Origin of the sequence: Paraburkholderia phytofirmans PsJN, from assembly GCF_000020125.1 — a bacterium.
Classification (GTDB): Bacteria; Pseudomonadota; Gammaproteobacteria; order Burkholderiales; family Burkholderiaceae; genus Paraburkholderia; species Paraburkholderia phytofirmans.
In genome coordinates, this window is the sequence record NC_010681.1 from 1,484,051 (window position 1) to 1,500,389 (window position 16,339).

Here is a 16,339-nt window from a genome sequence, read left to right on the forward strand (position 1 = left end):
TCCCGCTCAGTGGGCGCGTGAAAGGTACGCGTTGAAACCGTGGTCGAGATAGGCATTGAGCGGCAGGTCGTCGCTTAGCATGGCGGCATCGATATCGGCGAGTTCGGCGGTGCGTTGCTGGTCTTCCCAGTAGGCAATGCCCACGAGACTGATGACCAGCGCGGCCAGCGGCCACGCAAGCGCGAAACGGCGCAGCGGCGAACGGCGGCGCTGCGGCAGTTCGACCGGCGGCATGCCGGCTGCCATGCCCGCGCCGGCGAAGGCCGGCACGAACACCGGCGCGCTCACGGTTTCGGGCTTCTTGCGGGCAAGCGCGGCACGGCGCGCCGCCGCGAGTCGATCGACGGTGGCGGACGGAATGCTGGCAGCGTTTTCGTCGAGCGCGCGGCGCACCTGGCGGGCGAACTCGAGTTCTTTGGTTTCTAGGGAGCTCATAGCGTGATTCCTTTGGCCTTGAGCGCTTGCGCCAGCGTGTGGGTGGCCCGCGAGCAGTGCGTTTTCACACTGCCTTCGGAGCAGCCCATAGCGGCGGCAGTCTCGGCGACATCCATATCTTCCCAATAACGCATGAGAAACGCCTCCCGTTGACGTGCCGGTAACTTTTGGATCTCGTCGTCGATTAACTGCAGGACCTGTTCGCGTTCGAGTTTCTGTTCGTTGCTCTCGGAGCCCGCCGAGCCCTGCTGGGCCTCGAAGGTTTCGAGCGGGTCGAAATCTTCGTCGTCGGCGTTGCCGAGCGACGAGAAGAGACTGACCCAAGTATTGCGTACTTTGGCACGACGGAAATAGTCGTGCATCGCATTCTGCAGAATACGCTGAAACAGCAGCGGAAGTTCGGCCGCCGGACGGTCGCCGTATTTTTCGGCGAGCTTGATCATCGCGTCCTGCACGATATCCAGCGAGGCGTCGTCGTCCCGCACGGCGTAGACCGTCTGCTTGAATGCGCGCCTTTCGACGCCCGCCAGAAAATCGGCGAGTTCCTTGTCTGATGCCATCCGTTGGGGGTCGGCGCAGCGAGCGTGCGCGTAATCGGTCGAAAAATGTCGTAAAACTCGCGGATGCTAACAAACTTTTGCGCCGCTGGGGCGAAACGTGATGCACCTTGCATCTCTATAACAAGGTTTCGGTCGCTTTTGGCGAGTGGCGAGATTCGGCTGATGGCGCCATGGCAATATTTGCTTGACCGCGCGGGCGTCTGCAGATATCGTCGCTGGTTCGCAACATAAGTGACTTGTCTCAATTGAGGTGTGGCCCAAGAAGCTCACCTGTCAACTGGACGCGCCGCTTGAACCCGAGCCACAAGCCCGGCAGAGAGCACCCGATCAAATTTTTGCCGAAATTTCGAAAGGTGAATTAATGAATATGCCCAGCGCGGAATTCTCCACGTCGGATACGACACCCCATCCCGAAGCTGACTCTATCGGCGCCACCGTGCTCATGAAGGCACTGGCCGACGAAGACGTCGAGTTTGTGTGGGGCTATCCCGGCGGCTCGGTACTCTACATTTACGACGAGCTGTACAAGCAGGACAAGTTCCAGCATATCCTCGTGCGCCACGAGCAGGCCGCGGTCCACGCCGCCGACGCTTATTCGCGTTCCACCGGCAAGGTCGGTGTGTGCCTCGTGACCTCCGGCCCCGGCGTCACCAATGCGGTGACCGGCATCGCCACCGCGTACATGGATTCGATTCCCATGGTGGTGATCAGCGGCCAGGTGCCGACTGCCGCGATCGGCCAGGATGCGTTCCAGGAATGCGACACGGTCGGTATCACGCGTCCCTGCGTGAAGCACAACTTCCTCGTGAAGGACGTGCGCGACCTCGCCGCTACCGTCAAGAAAGCGTTTTTTATTGCCCGTACCGGCCGTCCCGGCCCGGTGCTGATCGACATTCCGAAAGACGTCTCGAAGGCGCCTTGCCAGTACGAACCGCTCAAGACCGTTTCGCTGCGCTCGTACAACCCGGTCACGAAGGGCCACTCCGGCCAGATCCGCAAAGCGGTCTCGCTGTTGCTGTCGGCCAAGCGCCCGTACATCTACACCGGCGGCGGCATCATTCTCGCGGATGCATCGCGTGAGCTGAACCAGTTCGCCGATCTGCTCGGCTATCCCGTTACTAACACGTTGATGGGGCTGGGCGGCTACCGCGCGAGCGACAAGAAATTCCTCGGCATGCTCGGCATGCACGGCACGTACGAAGCCAACATGGCGATGCAGCACTGCGACGTGCTGATCGCGATCGGCGCGCGCTTCGACGACCGTGTGATCGGCGACCCGGCGCACTTCTCGTCGCGTCCGCGCAAGATCATCCATATCGACATCGATCCTTCCTCCATTTCCAAGCGCGTCAAGGTCGACATTCCGATCGTCGGCGACGTGAAGGAAGTGCTCAAGGAGCTGATCGAGCAGTTGCAAACGGCCGAGCATGGCCCGGACACCGCGGCGCTCGCCGACTGGTGGAAGGACATCGAAGCCTGGCGCGCGAAAGACTGCCTCAAGTTCGACCGCAAGAGCGACATCATCAAGCCGCAGTACGTGGTGGAAAAGGCGTGGGAACTGACCGACGGCAATGCTTTCGTGTGTTCCGACGTCGGCCAGCATCAGATGTGGGCGGCGCAGTTCTATCGCTTCAACAAGCCGCGCCGCTGGATTAATTCCGGCGGTCTCGGCACGATGGGCTTCGGCCTGCCGGCGGCGATGGGCGTGAAGATGGCGCACCCGGATGACGACGTGCTCTGCATCACGGGCGAAGGCTCGATCCAGATGTGTATTCAGGAGCTCTCCACCTGCAAGCAGTACGAGACGCCGGTGAAGATCATTTCGCTGAACAACCGCTATCTGGGCATGGTGCGCCAGTGGCAGCAGATCGAATACAGCAAGCGCTATTCGCATTCGTACATGGATGCGCTGCCGGATTTCGTGAAGCTCGCCGAAGCGTACGGCCACGTCGGCATGCGTATCGAGCGCACGGCAGATGTGGAGCCGGCGCTCAAGGAAGCGCTGCGCCTGAAAGATCGCACGGTGTTTCTCGATTTCCAGACCGATCCGACCGAAAACGTCTGGCCGATGGTCCAGGCCGGCAAGGGCATCACCGAGATGCTCATGGGTTCGGAAGATCTATAACGACGGCATCGGTGCCGGCTTCGTCATGCGCGCCTTCATGAAAGGCGAGGGCGGACGAAGCGGCGCGAAGCCGTTCGCGGACATCGACAAAACATCTGGAAGAAGCGAATCATGAGACACATCATTTCCGTCCTGCTGGAAAACGAACCGGGCGCGTTATCACGCGTGGTTGGTCTCTTCTCGGCACGCGGCTACAACATTGAAACCTTGACGGTGGCTCCGACCGAAGACCGTTCGCTGTCGCGCATGACCATCGTCTCCATTGGCTCGGACGACGTGATCGAACAGATCACGAAGCATCTGAACCGCCTGATCGAGGTGGTGAAAGTGGTCGACCTTACCGAGGGCGCCCACATCGAGCGCGAGCTGATGCTGATCAAGGTGAGGGCGGTCGGCAAGGAGCGTGAGGAGATGAAACGGATGTCGGATATTTTCCGCGGCCGCATCATCGACGTCACCGAAAAGACCTACACGATCGAACTGACGGGCGCGAGCGACAAGCTCGATGCCTTTATCGAAGGGCTCGACGCTACGGCGATTCTCGAAACGGTCCGTACGGGCGGCTCGGGGATCGGTCGCGGCGAGCGCATTCTGAAGGTGTAACGCGCGAGCGTTCAACCGTCTCGATCCAGGCCGGGCCGTGCCTTTAAGAACCCGGCCAGCAACAACTATATGCAGTATTTGAATCTCACTGAATCATCGAATTTAGCCAAGGAACCGACATGAAAGTTTTCTACGACAAGGACGCTGACCTCTCCCTCATCAAGGGTAAGCAAGTCACGATCATCGGCTATGGCTCGCAAGGCCATGCGCACGCGCTGAACCTGAAGGAAAGCGGCGTGAACATCACGGTCGGTCTGCGCAAGGGCGGCGCATCGTGGAGCAAGGCTGAGAATGCCGGCCTGCAAGTCAAGGAAGTGGCGGAAGCGGTCAAGGGCGCGGACGTGGTCATGATGCTGCTGCCGGACGAGCAGATCGCCGAAGTCTATGCGAAAGAAGTGCACGCCAACATCAAGCAGGGCGCTGCGCTGGCCTTCGCGCACGGCTTCAACGTTCACTACGGTCAAGTGATTCCGCGTGCCGACCTCGACGTGATCATGATCGCGCCGAAGGCGCCGGGCCACACGGTTCGCGGCACCTACTCGCAAGGTGGCGGCGTGCCGCACCTGATCGCTGTCGCGCAAGACAAGTCGGGCGCAGCACGTGACATCGCTTTGTCGTACGCAGCAGCGAACGGCGGCGGCCGCGCCGGCATCATCGAAACCAACTTCCGCGAAGAAACGGAAACCGACCTGTTCGGCGAACAAGCCGTGCTGTGCGGCGGTACGGTCGACCTGATCAAGGCCGGCTTCGAAACGCTGGTGGAAGCGGGCTATGCGCCGGAAATGGCGTACTTCGAATGCCTGCACGAACTGAAGCTGATCGTCGACCTGATCTACGAAGGCGGCATCGCGAACATGAACTACTCGATCTCGAACAACGCCGAATACGGCGAGTACGTGACGGGTCCGCGTATCGTGACGGCTGAAACGAAGAAGGCGATGAAGGCCGTGCTGACGGACATTCAGACGGGCGAGTACGCAAAGAGCTTCATCATCGAAAACAAGGCTGGCGCACCGACGCTGCAATCGCGCCGCCGTCTGACGGCTGAACACCAGATCGAAACGGTCGGTGCCAAGCTGCGTTCGATGATGCCGTGGATCGCTGCGAACAAGCTGGTCGACCAGTCGAAGAACTAAGCTGCTTGTCGCTGATGTCCGGTGCGGCGTCATGCCGTAATAGCCGGACAGATCAAAAAGCCGCCCAAGGGTGCTGAACCCTGGGCGGCTTTTGCTATCCTACGGTTTTACAAAAACACAGAAGCCATTCATGAATTACCCTCATCCGATCATCGCGCGAGAAGGCTGGCCGTTCATCGCCATCGCGGCCGTCGTTGCACTCCTGGTTCACTTCATCGCGGGTTTCGGCTTTTCATGGCTGTTCTGGCTCCTCCTGATCTTCGTCGTGCAGTTCTTCCGCGATCCCGCGCGCCCGATCCCTACGCAGGCGAATGCCGTGCTGTGCCCGGCCGACGGCCGCATCGTCGCGGTCGAAACCGCGCATGATCCGTACGCCAATCGTGAAGCGCTGAAAATCAGCGTGTTCATGAACGTGTTCAACGTCCATTCGCAGCGTTCGCCGGTGGATGGCGCGATCTCCAAGGTCGAATATTTTCCGGGTGCGTACCTGAATGCCGCCGTGGACAAGGCTTCGACCGAAAACGAGCGCAATGCGGTGGTGATCGAAATGGCCGGCGGCCAGACGGTGACTTCGGTGCAGATCGCCGGTTTGATCGCGCGGCGCATTCTTTGCTACGTACGGGCAGGTGAGCCGCTCACCCGTGGTCAACGTTACGGATTTATCCGCTTCGGTTCGCGCGTCGACGTGTATCTGCCAGTGGGCAGCCGTCCGCGTGTGTCGATCGGCGAGAAGGTTTCGGCGTCGTCCACGATCCTCGCTGAACTATAAAGCGGCACCAAGGAGGTTTTCCGAATGGCCGCATTCAAACCGCGTCGACCCCGTAACAGCGGACCGCTTCCGCGTCCGTTCCGCCGCAACAAGCCGATGGTGACGGAGGCGGCGGTCGACAGCCGGCGTGCGCAGCGTCAGCAGTTCCTGAGAAAGCGCGGCATTTATCTGCTGCCGAACGCCTTCACCACGGCCGCTTTGTTCTGCGGCTTCTTTGCCGTGGTGCAGGCCATGAATGTGCGTTTCGAGGTCGCGGCCATCGCGATCTTCGTAGCCATGGTGCTCGACGGCATGGACGGCCGCGTCGCCCGCATGACGCATACGCAAAGTGCGTTCGGCGAGCAGTTCGACAGCCTGTCCGACATGGTGTCGTTCGGCGTGGCGCCGGCGCTGGTCATGTACGAGTGGATTCTGAAGGACCTCGGCCGCTGGGGCTGGCTTGCGGCGTTCGTCTACTGTTCGGGCGCGGCATTGCGTCTCGCGCGGTTCAACACGAACATCGGCGTGGTCGACAAGCGCTTCTTCCAGGGCATGCCGAGCCCGGCCGCGGCGGCGCTTATCGCTGGTTTCGTGTGGCTCGCCACGGACAACCGCGTGCCGCTCAAGCTGGTGTGGTTGCCGTGGGTTGCTTTCGTGCTGACGATTTACGCCGGCGTGACCATGGTGTCGAACGCGCCGTTCTACAGCGGCAAGGCGCTCGACGTGCGGCATCGCGTGCCGTTCGGCGTGATTCTGCTGGTGGTGGTCGCGTTCGTGCTGGTGTCCTCCGATCCGCCGTTGATGCTGTTCGGCCTGTTCGTGCTGTATGGCCTGTCCGGCTACGTTTTCTGGGGTTATCAGGCGGTGCGGGGTAGGGCGAATCCGGCTAGATCGGTGTCGGTAGACAGGTAGCGATCGCTTGACGTGCGCTGCAGGCACGGCATGGAAAAACGGCGGCCTCCGGGCCGCCGTTTTGCTTTGGGCGAGACCGTCCGGCGGCCCTCCGCGGCCTGTCGCAGGCAGGTCCGGCGCTAATTGCACGGCGGCGGGAATGTCGCTATAGTCGTTGGATCAATGCGTTCCCGCTCCTTGCCGAGCCGCGTAACAAGTCTCGACAGCGGCGCGCCGCTGAGCGTGCCGATGCTGGAGCGTCTGCCGCGCGGATCGTCGCGCCGACCTTCACGCTTTCGGCCACGCTGATCGTTTTTGCCCTCGGTTCACCTCGTCCGTAATCGAGCGTCGCCAGCGGTGGCGCAGACAGCCAGGTTCCAATCCCATCCCCACAATTGAACGACTCCGCAGGAGACTCGACATGTCCGACAAACTGATCATATTCGACACCACGTTGCGAGACGGCGAACAATCGCCCGGCGCGTCGATGACGAAGGAAGAGAAAATCCGTATCGCCAAGCAACTCGAACGGATGAAAGTGGACGTGATCGAAGCAGGCTTCGCGGCAAGCTCGAACGGCGACTTCGATTCGATCCATACGATCGCGGGCCTGATCAAGGACAGCACGGTCTGCTCGCTCGCCCGCGCGAACGACAAAGACATTCAGCGCGCGGCCGACGCGCTCAAACCCGCCGATCACTTCCGCATCCACACGTTCATTGCAACCTCGCCGTTGCACATGGAAAAGAAGCTGCGCATGACGCCGGACCAGGTGTTCGAGCAGGCGAAGCTGGCCGTGCGTTTCGCCCGCAAATTCACCAACGACGTCGAGTTCTCGCCGGAAGACGGCAGCCGCTCGGATATGGATTTCCTGTGCCGCGTGCTGGAAGCGGTGATCGCCGAAGGCGCGACCACCATCAACATCGCGGATACGGTCGGCTATGGCGTGCCGGAGTTGTACGGCCAGCTCGTGAAAACGCTGCGCGAGCGCATTCCGAACTCGGATAAAGCGGTGTTTTCGGTGCATTGCCATAACGACCTCGGCATGGCGGTGGCGAACTCGCTGGCCGGTGTGCAGATTGGCGGCGCGCGTCAAGTGGAATGCACGATCAACGGGCTTGGCGAGCGCGCGGGCAACACGTCGCTCGAAGAAATCGTGATGGCTGTGAAAACCCGCAAGGATTACTTCGGGCTCGATATCGGTCTCGATACCACGCAGATCGTGCCGGCTTCCAAGCTGGTGTCGCAGATCACCGGTTTCGTCGTGCAGCCGAACAAGGCGGTGGTCGGCGCGAACGCTTTTGCGCACGCATCGGGCATTCACCAGGACGGCGTGCTGAAGGCACGTGACACCTATGAAATCATGCGCGCCGAAGACGTGGGCTGGAGCGCGAACAAGATCGTGCTCGGCAAGCTGTCGGGCCGTAACGCGTTCAAGCAGCGTCTGCAGGAACTGGGTATCGCGCTGGATAGCGAAGCGGAATTGAACACGGCGTTTGCGCGCTTCAAGGAACTGGCCGACCGCAAGTCGGAAATCTTCGACGAAGACATTATCGCGATCGTCACGGAAGAATCCGCCGAAGCGCAGGAGAGGGAGCACTACAAGTTCCTGTCGCTGTCGCAACACTCGGAAACCGGCGAGCAACCGCACGCCAGGATCGTGTTCTCGGTGGAAGGCAAGGAAATAACCGGCGAAGCGCGCGGCAACGGTCCCGTCGACGCCACGCTGAACGCGATCGAAACGGAAGTGGGTAGCGGCTCGGAACTGCTGCTGTATTCGGTGAACGCGATCACCACCGGTACGCAGGCGCAAGGCGAAGTGACCGTGCGTCTGTCGAAGAGCGGACGTATCGTCAACGGCGTGGGCACCGATCCGGATATCGTCGCCGCTTCGGCCAAGGCGTACATCTCTGCGCTCAACAAGCTGTATTCGAACGCGGACAAGTTGAATCCGCAACGTTCGGAGTAAATGGCGCAGTTGCAGCGCGCTGTCGGCGCGGCTGTGTGGCCATCGTCCGCCGTTGCCGTATGAGTTAGGAAAGCCCCGTGCCTTGATTGGCGCGGGGCTTTGTTCATTGCGAGCAGCGTTATTCCGTCGCCGTGCGTCGCATGGACCAGCCGCGTGACGCGCGCGCTTGTGCCTGGACCTGGTGCCGCACTTCGACCGCGATATCGCGCCGCGGCGCATCGGTCACGAACGTGTCGAGCAGTTCGCGCACGTCGTGGTCGACGAAATCGGCGCGCGTTGCATCGACGATCAAGGTGGCGCCATCGGGAATCTGCTGCAGGTAGTGTTTGAGCGGTACCTTGCCGAGAAACGACACGTCTTTGCGGAACGACAGCAGATAGTGATCGCCGTGTTGCGCGAGCACGATCGGGCTGCGCAGATTCGCATACAGCGCGAGCAGCACGCTGCACAGAATGCCGAGTACGATGCCGATCAGCAGGTCGGTCGCGAGCACGCCGACGAGGGTGACGATAAACGGCGCGAACGGCGCAAAACCCTGTTTCGCGATGGCGACGAACAGCGACGGCTTGGCGAGCTTCAGTCCCGTGAAAATCAGAATCGCCGCGAGACAGGCCAGCGGAATCAGGTTGATGACGCTGGTGAGCGCAAACACGCTGACGAGCAGCAGCACGCCGTGAATGATTGCTGAGAGCCGGCTTTGTGCGCCCGCGTGCACATTGGCCGAACTGCGCACGATCACCGACGTGATCGGCAATCCGCCGATGGCGCCGGCAATCAGATTGCCCACGCCTTGCGCCTTCAGTTCGCGATCCGGCGGCGCGGCGCGTCGTTCGGGATCGATCTGCTCGACGGCTTCGAGGCTCAGCAAAGTTTCCAGGCTCGCGACGATGGCCAGCGTGATCGCGACGCGCCAGACATCCGGATTGACGAGCTGTGCGAAGTGCGGCCCGAAGTCGGCCCACTCCAGTGCGAGTTGCAGCGCGGCGAACGATTCCAGCGGCGGCAGGGCGACCCGATGCTCAGCGAGCGGCGCAAGCGACGGCGCCAGCATGCTGAGCAGCAACGTCGCGCCGATTCCTAGCAGAACGACCGCGAGCGGCGCCGGTACGCGGCGCACCAGTGCGAAGCGTCGAAATGCGCGGGTTTCCCAGCCGATCAGAATTGCTAGCGATAGCAAGGTGATCACGCAGGCCGCCAGCGAGATCGAACCGAACGGCGTGGCGACCGCGCCGGCCGCCTGCGCGACACCTTGCGTGCCCGGCGCCGAATTCACGCCGGATAACCCGAGCGCGAGCGGGAACTGTTTGACGATCAGCAGCACGCCGATAGCCGCGAGCATCCCCTTGATGACCGGCGACGGCACGTAGGCGGCAAAACGACCCGCCTTGAGCATGCCGAAGCCGAACTGGATCGCGCCGGACAGCAGCACGGCCAGCAGGAACGCGGAGAAGCTGCCGAGCTGCGCGATCCCGTCGACGACGATCACGACGAGGCCCGCCGCCGGCCCGCTCACGCTCAAGCGTGAACCGCTCAGCACGGCCACCACCAGCCCGCCGACGATGCCCGAGACGAGCCCGGCAAATGGCTCGACGCCCGATGCGTTGGCGATGCCTAAACAGAGCGGCAAGGCCACCAGAAAAACGACCGTGCCCGCAAGCAGGTCGCGCTGAAACGTGGAGAAGAAAGCTCGAAGGTTCATGGTGTCGGTGCCGTGAGGAGTGGGGCCTGGAATGCGGCGAAAGCTGAACCGGATCGGATTCGCATGAGGTGTCGCCGAAGCGCCGCCGCAGTGCCGCGCTAGGCGGCGCTGTGGGCGGCGGTCGCGCAGGTCATCGCGTCGTCGGCGTCGTAGCCGGACGTGAGGACTTTGATGCGCCCGTCTTCGAGCGCGAAGATCCAGCCGTGCACGAGCGGCGCCGCGTCGGCGTCCCGCACGATGGGGTGCGCGCGTAACCCGCGCACCTGTTCGAGCACGTTCAGTTCGGCGAGACGGTTGACGCGCTCACGCTCTTCCTCGTGACCCTGCAGTTCTTCGCGATGCGCTTTGGCGAGCGTGCAAAGCGGTGCGATCCGCCGGTTCACATGCGGCAGGCTCGGCTCGGGCGGCAGCAGCGCGGCGCGTACGCCGCCGCACCCGTAGTGGCCGCAGACGATCACATGACCGACCTTCAGCACCTTCACCGCATATTCGAGGACGCTCGCCGAATTGTCGTCGTCGGGCTGAAAGAGGTTGGCAATGTTGCGGTGGACGAAAAGGTCGCCGGGTTCGCAATGCGTGATGGTTTCGGCCGGCACGCGGCTGTCCGAGCAGCCGATCCACAGTACGTGGGGATTTTGGCCTCGCACCAGATCGCGAAAAAACTCGGGGTTGCGCACGGCGGTTTCATGCGCCCAGGCGACGTTGGCGACCAGCAGGCGTTTGGGGCGGTTCATCGATAGTGGCTCCGTAAGTGGGGCGAACTCATTCGGCGTCGAAATCACGGCTACGCTCGTGCGGCCCCATGAGAGGCCAGCACCGAATCAATCCTTACGAAAGCCTTTCTATCAAAAAATAAATCCGCTGTGCGCGAAATAAAATTCGCCGTCATGCGCAATAAATAAAAAAAAGCCGCTTGGGAAGGCGGCTTGGTAGATATATGCGAATCGGCTCAAAGTGGCGCTCAGAACAGGCTGCGGCGATCGGGATCGTGCAACGGGTCGGGCGTTTTTTGCGTAAGACGCACGATACCCTGCTCGTCGAAATAAAAGCTGTACATCATGTACCAGACGTTGTCTTCCAGATAGCGATAGGTCCAGACCTCGCGCTTCATCAACGGGAAGTACGATGTTTCGACCGGTCGGCCGAAGTTCACCAGCACGTCGCTCTTGGTCCATTTGCCGATTTCCGCACGATAGAACTCGTTGGGCTGCAGCACCTGGCGCACGTTGACGATTTTGCCGGCCGCGTCGATGTCGGCCGCGGTGGTGGTTTCGCCCATCGGCTGGGTCGGCCACATCAGCCGCTTGCCGCCGTTCGGCAGGTCGTAGCTTTCACGCGGCGGGCCGAGGCGCGCGACAATGGTCGATTCGTCCGCGCCTTGCTGGTATTGCTGCCATGGCTGCACGCAGCCGGCGAGCGCCAGCGCACTCACGCAGACGAGCGCCGCGCGGCGCAGGCGCCCTGCGGCCGGCGCTCCGATCGAGGCCGCCGTGGTGTGATGGCGGTTGAACATGTATTCCTCCGATGGTGTTTGAGTAGCGGTTTTTATCATCGAGACGCATTATTTTGACACGCGCTGCGGCAAAAGATTTGCGCTTCGTGAAGAGCCGGCTGGGCACTACGGTAACGCTTGCGCCGGCTTGCTTATTCCGTCATGAACGACCTATGATCCGCGCTTTCATCTTTCAGGCGGGGCGATGACGATGGCGAAGTGGCAACGGAGCGCGGCAGTGGCGCTGGCGGCGATGTCGATGGCTGCGGTGGCGTATGCGGCGAGCGAGCCGGGTGCGACTGCGACTAACCGGGCGGTCGGCCCTGGAGCTAACCCGGCAACTGGCCCGGCAGTCGGCGTCGCAGCTAGCTCGGCGCCCAGCCCGGTAGCTAGCGCGGCGGCGAAGCCCGTGAGCAAGCCCACCGGCGCGCCGATCCAACTGGCGCTGATCGAAGGCATGTCCGGCCCGTTCGCCAACGCGGGCGCAGCGGTGGAGCGCAACTTGCGCTTCGGCGTCGAGCAGGTGAATGCGCATGGCGGCGTGAAGCTCGCCGATGGCGCGCATCCGTTCGAACTGGTCGTGCTCGACAGCAAGGGCGGCACCGAAGAAGCGCTCACACAACTGCGCGCAGCCGCCGACCGCCATATCGGCTACATCATGCAGGGCAACAGTTCGGCGGTCGCCGCCGCGCTGATCGGCGCGATCGACAAGCAGAACAGCCGCGAACCGGGCAACCGCGAACTGTTTCTCAACTATTCCGCCGACGACCCGGCGCTGACCAACGCCAACTGCAGCTTCTGGCATTTCCGCTTCGACGCGCACGCGGGCATGCGCATGGATGCGCTGGCCGACGTGATCCAGCGCGACAAGGCGGTGAAGAAGGTCTATCTGCTGAACCAGGATTACAGCTTCGGCCACGACGTCAGCAGCCTCGCGCGCTCGACGCTAGCGACGAAGCGTCCGGACATCGCGGTGGTCGGCGACGAGTTTCATCCGATCGGGCGCGTGAAGGACTTCGCGCCCTACATCGCGAAGATCCGCGCGAGCGGGGCGGACGCCGTGATCACGGGCAACTGGGGCAACGACCTGACGCTGCTCGTCAAGGCTGCCCGCGAGCAGGGGCTGGACACGAAGTTCTATACGTTCTACGGCAACAGCCTCGGCGCGCCAGCCGCGTTGGGCGACGCCGGCGTCGGCCACGTGATCGCGGTGGCCGACTGGCACCCTAACGCCGGCGGCGCGCAATCCGACGCCTGGTACGCCGCCTTCCGGACCCGTTTCCCGGCCGCGCAGGACGATTACCCGGTGCTGCGCATGCCGCTGATGATAGAAACCCTGGCCGCGGCGATGACCCGCGCCGGCAGCGCCGATCCGACGGCGGTGGCGAAAGCGCTGGAAGGAATCAAGTTCGACAACGGCTTCCACGCCACGCGGATGCGCGCCGACGACCATCAACTGATTCAGCCCCTTTACGTCATGGAGATGGACAAAGCCGGCACGCCGGGCGTGCATTTCGATAACGAAGGCTCCGGCTACGGTTTTCGCACGGTGCTCGCGCTGCCGCCAGAGCGCACGGTCCCGCCCACCGTCTGCAAGATGAAGCGGCCGTGACGCGGGCGGCGCACGTCATCGCCCGGTGCGGCCGGCTTCGCGGCCGGAATCGGCTGTGCTACAATACGCGTCCCGTTGTGAGGCGAACCGGTATGCAAGGTGCGTCGGCAATATTTAAAGCACACGGGTAACCCACGGCACGGCCTTTCTTCCGTGACCGCCTGTCTAGTTCTTAAGGAAATCGACATGTCCGCAGTTGAAACAAGCAAGAAGTCCGAAGTCGTTGCGCAATTCGCACGCGCAGCTAACGACACCGGCTCCCCCGAAGTTCAGGTCGCGCTGCTCACGACCCGCATCAACGAACTGACCGTTCACTTCAAGGCACACACGAAAGATCACCACAGCCGCCGCGGTCTGCTGCGCATGGTGAGCCGCCGTCGTAAGCTGCTCGACTACCTGAAGGGTAAGGACGCGGATCGCTACCGCGCACTGATCGAGAAGCTGGGTCTGCGTAAGTAATCGGCCAGTCGTTCAGCAAGATGCCTGTGTCAGTTCCACTGATACAGGCATTTTGTTTTTGCACGGTGCGCTTCATGTGATGCGCGCCGGCTGTTCTCCGCAGTGGCGTGCCGGTTCATGCGGCGGGAGCAGGTAGTAGGAATCAGACAGCAGTAATCAAGCAGTAGAGCAAGCAGTAAAGAAGAGATTCATGGCCGGGCTTCAGGGGCGGAGCTTTGTGTCATTCCAGCGGTTCGCGCGCGTACTTGTCGTAAGGCGTGGTTCTCTGGAATGGCATAACACTACTCTTCCCATGCGGCGCCGGTCCTGGCGTTGCCGCGCCGCTTCTGGTCCGCGCGGCATTACGAAGAGGAAAAGCAATGACTATGTTCAATAAGATCGTCAAAGAATTTCAGTGGGGACAACATAAGGTTCGCCTCGAAACCGGCGAGATCGCTCGCCAGGCGAGCGGTGCGGTAATCGTCGACGTCGAAGATACCGTGGTGCTGGCCACCGTGGTCGGCGCCAAGACGGCCAAGCCGGGTCAGGACTTCTTCCCGCTGACCGTCGACTACCTCGAAAAGACCTACGCCGCCGGCAAGATCCCGGGTGGCTTCTTCCGCCGCGAAGGTCGTCCGTCGGAAGGCGAAACGCTGATCTCGCGCCTGATCGACCGTCCGCTGCGTCCGCTGTTCCCGGAAGGCTTCTACAACGAAGTCCAGGTCGTGATCCACGTCCTGTCGCTGAACCCCGAAATTCCCGCTGACATCCCCGCGCTGATCGGCGCGTCGGCGGCGCTCGCCGTGTCGGGTCTGCCGTTCAACGGCCCGGTCGGCGCAGCACGCGTGGCCTACATCAACAACGAGTACGTGTTGAACCCGACGCGTCCGCAAATGAAGGAATCGGCGCTCGACCTGATCGTCGCCGGTACGGAACGCGCGGTGCTGATGGTGGAATCGGAAGCGCAGCAACTGAGCGAAGAAGTCATGCTCGGCGGCGTGGTGTTCGGTCATGAGCAAATGCAGATCGCGATCGACGCAATCCATGATCTGGTCCGCGAAGGCGGCAAGCCGGAATGGGATTGGCAACCGGCGGCGAAGAACGAGCCGCTGATCGCACGCGTGACGGAACTGGCGCAAGCCGATCTGCTCGCCGCCTATCAACTGCGCGACAAGCAAGCCCGTTCGGCCAAGCTGAAGGAAGTCTACGCAGCAACGTCGAAGAAGCTGGAAGAAGACGCTGCAGCAGGCGGCACCGTCGCAGCCGACAAGGCAACCGTCGGCAACGTGCTGTTCGATATCGAGGCGAAGATCGTCCGTACGCAGATCCTGAACGGCGAGCCGCGTATCGACGGCCGCGACACGCGCACCGTGCGCCCGATCGAAATCCGTACCGGCGTGCTGCCGCGTACGCACGGCTCGGCACTGTTCACGCGCGGCGAAACGCAGGCCATGGTGGTCGCAACGCTGGGCACGAAGGGCGACGAGCAGAACATCGACGCGCTCGAAGGCGAGTACCGCGAACGCTTCATGCTCCACTACAACATGCCTCCGTTCGCGACCGGCGAAACGGGCCGCGTCGGTTCGCCGAAGCGCCGTGAAATCGGTCACGGCCGTCTGGCCAAGCGCGCGCTGGCTGCATGCCTGCCGAGCGCCGACGAATTCGGCTACTCGATTCGCGTCGTGTCGGAAATCACGGAATCGAACGGTTCCTCGTCCATGGCTTCGGTGTGCGGCGGCTGCCTCGCGCTGATGGACGCCGGCGTGCCGATGAAGGCGCACGTCGCCGGCATCGCCATGGGCCTGATTCTGGAAGGCAACAAGTTTGCCGTGCTGACCGACATCCTCGGCGACGAAGATCACCTCGGCGACATGGACTTCAAGGTGGCGGGTACGGAACAAGGCGTGACCGCGCTGCAGATGGACATCAAGATCCAGGGCATCACCAAGGAAATCATGCAGGTCGCCCTCGCGCAAGCGAAGGAAGGCCGTATGCATATCCTGAGCAAGATGACCTCGGCGGTCTCGGGCGCGAACACGGTGCTGTCGGACTACGCACCGCGCATGATCACCATCAAGATCAATCCGGAAAAGATCCGCGACGTGATCGGCAAGGGTGGTTCGGTGATCCGCGCGCTGACCGAAGAAACCGGCACGACGATCGATATTTCGGACGACGGCGTCGTCACCATCGCGAGCACGAGCAGCGAAGGCATGGCCGAAGCGAAGAAGCGTATCGAGAACATCACGCTGGAAGTCGAAGTGGGCCAGGTGTACGAAGGCACCGTGCTCAAGCTGCTCGATTTCGGCGCGATCGTGAACATCCTGCCGGGCAAGGATGGTCTGCTGCACATCTCCGAAATCGCCAACGAGCGTATCAAGGACATCAACGACTACCTGAAGGATGGCCAGCAAGTGAAGGTCAAGGTCATCCAGACGGACGAAAAGGGCCGCGTGCGTTTGTCGGCCAAGGCGTTGCTGAACGAAGGCGCGAATGGCGCAAGCGGCGCGCCGCAAGGCGAGCCGACGCCGCAGTAATGCGGTAGCAGGACAACGGCCGGCAGCGCGAATGCGCGCCGGCCGTTTTTTATGAAGGGTTCAGGGTGGATTGCGTTGCAGGTAATTAGAAACG

Annotated in this window: 14 protein-coding genes; 9 read left to right on the forward strand and 5 right to left on the reverse strand. The window is 62.1% G+C overall.

The window, feature by feature from the left end; translation table 11 throughout:
• Positions 1–6: 6 nt before the first annotated feature.
• Together BPHYT_RS06535 and BPHYT_RS06540 are read right to left on the reverse strand one after the other, a co-directional pair.
• Positions 7–435, reverse strand: coding sequence for a DUF3619 family protein (locus tag BPHYT_RS06535; protein ID WP_012432360.1), 429 nt, complete (start codon positions 433–435; stop codon positions 7–9).
• Positions 432–995 carry an RNA polymerase sigma factor gene (locus BPHYT_RS06540; protein WP_012432361.1) on the reverse strand — a complete coding sequence of 188 codons (564 nt, stop codon included), beginning with the start codon at positions 993–995 and terminating at the stop codon, positions 432–434. The genes BPHYT_RS06535 and BPHYT_RS06540 overlap by 4 nt, the downstream gene beginning before the upstream one ends.
• A gap of 361 nt (positions 996–1,356) precedes the next feature.
• Between BPHYT_RS06540 and BPHYT_RS06545 the strand changes: the two genes are divergently transcribed.
• From BPHYT_RS06545 to BPHYT_RS06570, 6 genes are all read left to right on the forward strand, one after another.
• On the forward strand, positions 1,357–3,120 hold the full coding sequence (locus BPHYT_RS06545) for an acetolactate synthase 3 catalytic subunit (protein ID WP_012432362.1): 1,764 nt from the start codon (positions 1,357–1,359) through the stop codon (positions 3,118–3,120).
• Between the two features lie 111 nt (positions 3,121–3,231).
• A complete protein-coding gene (gene ilvN / locus BPHYT_RS06550) occupies positions 3,232–3,723 on the forward strand; it encodes an acetolactate synthase small subunit (protein ID WP_012432363.1) in 492 nt (163 codons plus the stop codon).
• Between the two features lie 119 nt (positions 3,724–3,842).
• Complete coding sequence (gene ilvC / locus BPHYT_RS06555; RefSeq protein ID WP_012432364.1) at positions 3,843–4,859, forward strand: ketol-acid reductoisomerase; 1,017 nt, start codon at positions 3,843–3,845, stop codon at positions 4,857–4,859.
• Positions 4,860–4,989: 130 nt separating this feature from the next.
• Complete coding sequence (locus BPHYT_RS06560; RefSeq protein WP_012432365.1) at positions 4,990–5,628, forward strand: phosphatidylserine decarboxylase; 639 nt, start codon at positions 4,990–4,992, stop codon at positions 5,626–5,628.
• 24 nt (positions 5,629–5,652) lie between these two features.
• Entirely contained in the window at positions 5,653–6,519 is an 867-nt protein-coding gene (gene pssA / locus BPHYT_RS06565) for a CDP-diacylglycerol--serine O-phosphatidyltransferase (protein WP_012432366.1), read from the forward strand.
• A gap of 400 nt (positions 6,520–6,919) precedes the next feature.
• Positions 6,920–8,467: a 2-isopropylmalate synthase gene (locus tag BPHYT_RS06570; RefSeq protein ID WP_012432367.1), complete on the forward strand. Its 1,548-nt coding sequence runs from the start codon at positions 6,920–6,922 to the stop codon at positions 8,465–8,467.
• Between the two features lie 118 nt (positions 8,468–8,585).
• Here the strand turns inward: BPHYT_RS06570 and BPHYT_RS06575 are convergent, their stop codons facing one another.
• The 3 genes from BPHYT_RS06575 to BPHYT_RS06585 all read right to left on the reverse strand — a co-directional run bounded on the left by BPHYT_RS06575 (position 8,586) and on the right by BPHYT_RS06585 (position 11,679).
• The gene (locus BPHYT_RS06575; RefSeq protein WP_012432368.1) at positions 8,586–10,166 is read right to left on the reverse strand and encodes a SulP family inorganic anion transporter; all 1,581 of its coding nucleotides are present in this window, start codon (positions 10,164–10,166) and stop codon (positions 8,586–8,588) included.
• 98 nt (positions 10,167–10,264) lie between these two features.
• On the reverse strand, positions 10,265–10,900 hold the full coding sequence (locus BPHYT_RS06580; protein WP_012432369.1) for a carbonic anhydrase: 636 nt from the start codon (positions 10,898–10,900) through the stop codon (positions 10,265–10,267).
• A gap of 227 nt (positions 10,901–11,127) precedes the next feature.
• Positions 11,128–11,679: a hypothetical protein gene (locus BPHYT_RS06585; protein ID WP_012432370.1), complete on the reverse strand. Its 552-nt coding sequence runs from the start codon at positions 11,677–11,679 to the stop codon at positions 11,128–11,130.
• 184 nt (positions 11,680–11,863) lie between these two features.
• On the opposite strand from BPHYT_RS06585, the gene BPHYT_RS06590 reads away from it, so the two are divergent.
• From BPHYT_RS06590 to pnp, 3 genes are all read left to right on the forward strand, one after another.
• A complete protein-coding gene (locus BPHYT_RS06590; RefSeq protein WP_012432371.1) occupies positions 11,864–13,270 on the forward strand; it encodes a branched-chain amino acid ABC transporter substrate-binding protein in 1,407 nt (468 codons plus the stop codon).
• Between the two features lie 186 nt (positions 13,271–13,456).
• Positions 13,457–13,729: a 30S ribosomal protein S15 gene (gene rpsO / locus BPHYT_RS06595; protein WP_011487489.1), complete on the forward strand. Its 273-nt coding sequence runs from the start codon at positions 13,457–13,459 to the stop codon at positions 13,727–13,729.
• Positions 13,730–14,088: 359 nt separating this feature from the next.
• Positions 14,089–16,245, forward strand: coding sequence for a polyribonucleotide nucleotidyltransferase (pnp, locus tag BPHYT_RS06600; protein ID WP_012432372.1), 2,157 nt, complete (start codon positions 14,089–14,091; stop codon positions 16,243–16,245).
• Positions 16,246–16,339 lie beyond the last annotated feature (94 nt).

Coding starts and splice junctions, on each gene's coding strand:
- BPHYT_RS06535 (WP_012432360.1), bottom strand. CDS start 435: ATGAGCTCCCTAGAAACCAAAGAACTCGAGTTCGCCCGCCAGGTGCGC.
- BPHYT_RS06540 (WP_012432361.1), bottom strand. CDS start 995: ATGGCATCAGACAAGGAACTCGCCGATTTTCTGGCGGGCGTCGAAAGG.
- BPHYT_RS06545 (WP_012432362.1), top strand. CDS start 1,357: ATGAATATGCCCAGCGCGGAATTCTCCACGTCGGATACGACACCCCAT.
- ilvN (WP_012432363.1), top strand. CDS start 3,232: ATGAGACACATCATTTCCGTCCTGCTGGAAAACGAACCGGGCGCGTTA.
- ilvC (WP_012432364.1), top strand. CDS start 3,843: ATGAAAGTTTTCTACGACAAGGACGCTGACCTCTCCCTCATCAAGGGT.
- BPHYT_RS06560 (WP_012432365.1), top strand. CDS start 4,990: ATGAATTACCCTCATCCGATCATCGCGCGAGAAGGCTGGCCGTTCATC.
- pssA (WP_012432366.1), top strand. CDS start 5,653: ATGGCCGCATTCAAACCGCGTCGACCCCGTAACAGCGGACCGCTTCCG.
- BPHYT_RS06570 (WP_012432367.1), top strand. CDS start 6,920: ATGTCCGACAAACTGATCATATTCGACACCACGTTGCGAGACGGCGAA.
- BPHYT_RS06575 (WP_012432368.1), bottom strand. CDS start 10,166: ATGAACCTTCGAGCTTTCTTCTCCACGTTTCAGCGCGACCTGCTTGCG.
- BPHYT_RS06580 (WP_012432369.1), bottom strand. CDS start 10,900: ATGAACCGCCCCAAACGCCTGCTGGTCGCCAACGTCGCCTGGGCGCAT.
- BPHYT_RS06585 (WP_012432370.1), bottom strand. CDS start 11,679: ATGTTCAACCGCCATCACACCACGGCGGCCTCGATCGGAGCGCCGGCC.
- BPHYT_RS06590 (WP_012432371.1), top strand. CDS start 11,864: ATGACGATGGCGAAGTGGCAACGGAGCGCGGCAGTGGCGCTGGCGGCG.
- rpsO (WP_011487489.1), top strand. CDS start 13,457: ATGTCCGCAGTTGAAACAAGCAAGAAGTCCGAAGTCGTTGCGCAATTC.
- pnp (WP_012432372.1), top strand. CDS start 14,089: ATGACTATGTTCAATAAGATCGTCAAAGAATTTCAGTGGGGACAACAT.